General features: G+C 41.6%; 6 protein-coding genes. 5 read left to right on the top strand and 1 reads right to left on the bottom strand.

Going from position 1 to position 5,454, the window contains the following annotated elements; genetic code table 11:
• The 3 genes from QXE01_11455 to QXE01_11445 all read left to right on the top strand — a co-directional run.
• Window positions 1-172 (top strand): 30S ribosomal protein S15 (locus tag QXE01_11455; protein MEM4971853.1); only part of this gene is annotated, 172 nt, incomplete at its 5' end.
• Window positions 173-177: 5 nt separating this feature from the next.
• Window positions 178-1,368, top strand: a complete 1,191-nt coding sequence (locus QXE01_11450; GenBank protein ID MEM4971852.1) for a hypothetical protein — start codon at window positions 178-180, stop codon at window positions 1,366-1,368.
• On the top strand, window positions 1,365-1,616 hold the full coding sequence (locus tag QXE01_11445) for a KEOPS complex subunit Pcc1 (protein MEM4971851.1): 252 nt from the start codon (window positions 1,365-1,367) through the stop codon (window positions 1,614-1,616). The genes QXE01_11450 and QXE01_11445 overlap by 4 nt, the downstream gene beginning before the upstream one ends.
• A 31-nt stretch (window positions 1,617-1,647) precedes the next feature.
• On the opposite strand, the gene QXE01_11440 is transcribed toward QXE01_11445, so the two are convergent.
• A complete protein-coding gene (locus QXE01_11440; protein MEM4971850.1) occupies window positions 1,648-3,384 on the bottom strand; it encodes a DUF2070 family protein in 1,737 nt (578 codons plus the stop codon).
• 180 nt (window positions 3,385-3,564) lie between these two features.
• Between QXE01_11440 and QXE01_11435 the strand changes: the two genes are divergently transcribed.
• The gene (locus tag QXE01_11435; protein ID MEM4971849.1) at window positions 3,565-4,533 is read left to right on the top strand and encodes a hypothetical protein; all 969 of its coding nucleotides are present in this window, start codon (window positions 3,565-3,567) and stop codon (window positions 4,531-4,533) included.
• 95 nt (window positions 4,534-4,628) lie between these two features.
• Window positions 4,629-5,454 (top strand): transposase (locus QXE01_11430; protein ID MEM4971848.1); only part of this gene is annotated, 826 nt, incomplete at its 3' end.

Here is a 5,454-nt window from a genome sequence, read left to right as displayed (position 1 = left end):
GCATCCAAAGGATCTCCACTCTAAGAGAGGATTGATCGAGATCGAGTCTAAGATAAGGAGGCTAGTTAAATATTATAAGAGGGTTGGAAAGCTACCACCAGATTGGGAATATGATAGAGAGAGGGCAAAGCTCATAGTTGCACAGCAGGCAGCAGGACAGGTTGGGAGCTAACCATTTTGGCGACTAGCGTGGAGACTACAGCTAAGAATATTCTCCAGGAGTTTTTCAAACGTGTTCTAGATGATGGATATTGTGAGATATATGTATCACATGATATAGATTCTATTGTAGCTGCATCTACAGTTATAAGAATGCTTAGCGCACATAACATAGAGGCAGGGATATATCCAGCGATTCTACTGCACCAAGCAGATCCAGGTGACTATTCCCTAGTAATAGGCTCGAGACCCCCTAGGATAGGTGGTGGTGTGGCTATAATAAGGAGGAGGGAAGGCTTAACAAAGATCGGTGATTGGATCGTTGTCCAAACACCGTCCTCCATATCCCATGAAGTTGCCGAGGCCATATCCAATCTATATCAACTGCCTAGAGAGCTTAGAAGCGCTATAGTAGCCGGTCATATGAGCGTCTTTACAAGAAGCCTTCTCTCACAGGTTGAGGATAGATATATAGCTGGACTTGGAGAGATGTTCGGATCCGATGCTATCTTAATTAAAGAAGGGTTAAAGATCATGGGCTACGGTGTTGAGGAGAATCTAGCATATATCTTAGAGACTACATTAGATCCATATATTCCAAATGTTAGTGGGAATCCGCAAAAATCTTTAGAGATAGCATCACAGATAACCTCTCAAGATGGTAAAGAGGCTCTGAAGAAGATCTCCAAGGTTTTAAACGATATAGCGGGGGTCTCATTGGTATCTGTAGGGTTTAAGCCCATATATAGAGAGGACTACCCCTTCCTAGATCCCTATGAGATGTATATATGCCTCTTAGGACATCTACAAGCAGGATCTTCCGAGATAGCTGCATTTATATCCACAGGCCTCCCAGGGATCTCAGCTATCTCCTATAAATGTATCTATGTTAAAAAGGAGATCCTTGCATATCTATCTGAGATTTTTGATAAGAGTAAGAAGGTATCAACATACTCTGTAAAGGGTAGAATGTTTACAGCATATCCAAGTATACCCCTTAACATAGTCTGGCCTGTGCACAAGATACTCACCTCACTATCCCACTATCAGGGATATGCTGTTTACGAGACTAGCGGGGGATACGCATTTCCAATCGAAGGGCCCTATGATCCACAGAGTATAAGGGGATTAAAGGTTTATCCATCAGGGCTATTGATCGTAGATGATATAGAGGATATACCAGAAGCTGTGGGTGTGATTGGTATTTGAGTATTAAGATATATTGTGAGATAGATACACACGGAATAGATCCCTCTTTAATAAAAAGATCTTTAGAGCCAGATAATATAGACATACCCGAGGGAATGGCTATAGATATTAGATACTCCGGGGAGAGGATTATATTAAGTTTAGAATGTAGCGTAGATAAGATCCTCACCTGCAGATCCACAATCGATGAGATATTAATGTTAATAGATAGTATTTTAAAGAGTCTAGGAAAGTATGAGAAAAGATAATTTTACATCTAATAGATAAAACGATAGAGATTTATAGCCAGAATAGGGAGGCAATAGCTGATGTAACAGCTATTGAAACTATTAGGGTTACAACCCATAGCTTTGATGTTAGAGGCCCTAGAACCTCAAGGGCTTTTAAGTAATTCCACACCACCCTACCCATGAACGGTGCATCACCCCATATATACTCTCTACATGCTATCCTAGCTGGCCTGAGATCCTCTAGAGCTATATGTAAAGCAGAAACTATAGCATTTATAAGTCCTTGGCATGGATGTATAGCTGTATATGCTGTGCCAAGCGATTCCGCTGCACAGCTGTGATCATCTGGTGTGATCACCTCAACATCTCTGAAACCCATTTTAATAGCTGTTTCCACTATGATTCTTCTTGCCGTTTTATGTATATTATTCCCGTATAGGTAGATCATTGCGAAGTCACCATTACTATTTCTAAAAACAATAGCTTTGACCCTCCCTATACACATACCCTTACAAGGTCTCTCCACATATGCTTCTCCATAGCCCACCAGGGTTTTATCTCCTCCATGGCTCCTTATCTTTTCTATAGAGTTAACCGCGATCTCAGCTATCGCTTCCTCATCGATCTCCTCCCTTCCATAGTTATTATGGGAGTCGGCAGTAGCTATCATAACACCCCTTGCCTTTTCAATTCCATAGAGTATTTTCTCTACAGACTCTGGAAGATCATCAGATCCATTCATACTTGATATATGAAGAGCTATACACCCCTCATCCCCAAATGCCATACCCCTCCAAGACCTGCTTTCGATCCTTATAGGCCCTTTTAAACTATTGCCACTAATATTCACTTCCGCAAGTTTCTTTGAAAGCTCGCTAGCTACTTGTTCAACATAGCTTCTCTTAACTATGTTTCTCTCATGACTTCCAATGGTATGTAGTACAAGAGATCTGTGTCCTAGTGATTCAATATATCTATCGAATATATGAACAGCATCTGAAGAGCCAACCCTCTTAAATGGGCCGAAATGGATGCTAGGATATACCATGTGTAAGGGGTTTCCTCCATCTCTATAGATACTTATAACCCTGATCTTAAGGCTGTTTTTAACAGAGTTTCTTAGAAACACGTTCTCCAGGATCTCTGTCTCCCCAAATAGCCATGCCCTGAGAAAGCCTCTAGCAACTTCGAAGGTCTTCATACCGCTTGCCCTTCCACCGAGCTCTAATATTGCTATAAATACCACAAAAGATCCTATTGATGCTATGGATACCATGGCAATAGCAGCTATATCCCCTAGATTAGCCAGGCTATTGTGGGACATGGATAGAGATCTATATCCAAATATCGATGATAAGGTGGGGATCATGCTGCACATCATAGCTATTAATAGCGATTTAATCATCCTCCCCTTAAATATATAGTGTGTTAAGAATATCATCCCAGAGCTGGAGGCAAACGATAGAAAATATCTCTCCTTATGAGACGCAACTAGATCTACAACAATATATGGGGCTATGGAAAAGACAGCTATTCCAAGAGCCTTTTTCATACTATCAACAGCAGCACCAGCTACAAAGGCTATATAGATTAGTGCTAGATATAGTGCAAACCCTATAAAGGTTGGGATCACCACGAGTGGAGAGCCTTTTAAAGATCCTATGTTGAGCCACGATATTATAAGACCCTCTACGATATATGCAGAGCTGAGAAGCGTTGTCCTGGGTAGGTAGAATAGTTTCTGATATAGCCTATTGATCAGATCCTCGGTGTCCTGCCTTTCCACCCATCTATCCCAGATATTTAAAGTTACCATAATATAATTGTTGAGCCACATAACATATTACTGATAACCAGTAGCCCTCGCCCTGAAGGGCTATGCCTCCATAATATCAGTACTTATTCTGGGGTGGTGAGGCTTTTAATTGTAAATATCCAAATTATTTCTAAGATATGGTGAGGCTAGATGATGAAGGTGGTTTTGATCTCTAGCTTCACTATAGATAAGATAGAGATCGGAGGTTCAACATATGAAAAAATTGGAGGTCCAGCCTATTATGCAGGAATAACGCTTGCTATGATGGGTTTAAAGCCTATATTAATTACAGCTATAGATCCAGAAAGGCTAAAAATATTTGAAAATGTTTTTAAAAAATTCTTGAATATTAGCCTAATAAATTTAGATCGATCCTGCAGATCTATATATGTATTTAGACATAGATATGATGGCAATGGAAGAAGATATTCAGATATTCTAGATTTGGGATGCTCTATAGAGCTTGATAAACTAGATCTAGAGCCTCTGGTTAAAAACTCATGGATCCTAATATCCCCGGTATATAGGGAGGTCGAAGTAAAGGATATAAGAAGAATAGCTAGTTTAGGAAACATAGCCATAGATCTTCAAGGGCTCTCCAGAGAGATCGAGGGGCGGAGGGTTGTTATTAGTCTAAACAATATATTAAAAAATATCTATGAAATCCCTACCGTCTCAGCTATACACTTGAGTAGTGATGATATCCTAGATGTTGCAACTGGAGGTGTAGAGGATCTTAAGAAGATCCGCCCTATTGTGGAGAGGGCTTTAGCAACAGCATATACACTTGGATCTCGTGGGGGATATATCCATATAAATAACAATATAAATATATATAAAATTAAGATGGAGGAGGAAGGTCGGGGTGGGTGGTACTATATTCCCCCATATATAGAGACAGATAGGGGAGATCCTACAGGATGTGGCGATATATTTATAGCATCGCTAGTGGGATCCATGGCTATGGGATATAGTATACTCAACGCTGCTTTAAGAGCATCAGCAATATCTGGTATGAGGGTTTCCAGAGGGTTTCCAATTGATATTAATGAAGAGGAGATTGATGCGATATCGAGTAGGCTTAGGGGGAAAGTTCATAGGGTTCATGATATAAAATAGTTGGCAAACCTCGCCTTTGAAGGCGGGGTTAGATTTTTAGGTTTTTGTTTCGGTATATGCTCTGGGCTTCCGGGATTGTGGGTCAATCTACTGGGATGAGGGGCGGGGGCCGATTATCCCCTGCAATACCCACCATCTCGGAGGCCCACCTCTCCAATATAAGGATGAATGTTGTCTGTCTACTGCCAAATGGTTACCAGCATAGGAAGCTGCTGTGGCTAGCTGATGTCTGTGCCAGGCTATATAATGAGGTGAACTATGAGAGGAGGCAGCAGTTCTTCAGCAAAAAGCAGGTAGACTTCGTGGGGACATATAGGAGGTACTATGAGAGGTATAGGGATATCCTCGGTGTTAATGCCCAGGCTGTTATTCAGAAGAATAACGAGTCCTGGGCAAGCTTCTTCTCAGAGCTAAATGCTATGAAGGAGGGGAGGCTGCCACCGTTTATGAATAAGATCAGCCTGCCTGGGTATTGGAAGGATAGGGAGGGTGGGAGGAGGAAGATCATAGTGATTAGGCAGGATCGATATGTGGTTGATGTTGAGAGGAAGAAGCTGATCCTGAAGGACCTCGGCATGGAGATCGATTTCGTGGGGGAGATCAGGTGGTATGGTAAGCAGGGTAGATTAGAGATCATATATGACGAGGCTGTCAATAGGTGGTACGCCCACATACCAGTCGAGGTCGGTGTAGAGACAACGAAAAACGGCAATAAAGCCAGGCATATTGTCAGGGGTAAGAGGAAATCGATCCAGATAGCCTCTCCAAAAGGTGATAGGGTCGCCTCAATAGATCTTGGCATCAATGTTATGGCAAGCGTTGTTGTTGATGATGGTTCTTGGCTCTTGTACAAGGGTGTTAGGGCTAAGCAAGACTATTTCTACTTCGAGAAGAGGATAGCAGAGATACAATCTCTAGAAG

This window comes from Sulfolobales archaeon (assembly GCA_038897115.1).
Taxonomy (GTDB): domain Archaea; phylum Thermoproteota; class Thermoprotei_A; order Sulfolobales; family AG1; genus AG1.
This window is presented reverse-complemented; position numbering and strand designations above follow the sequence as displayed.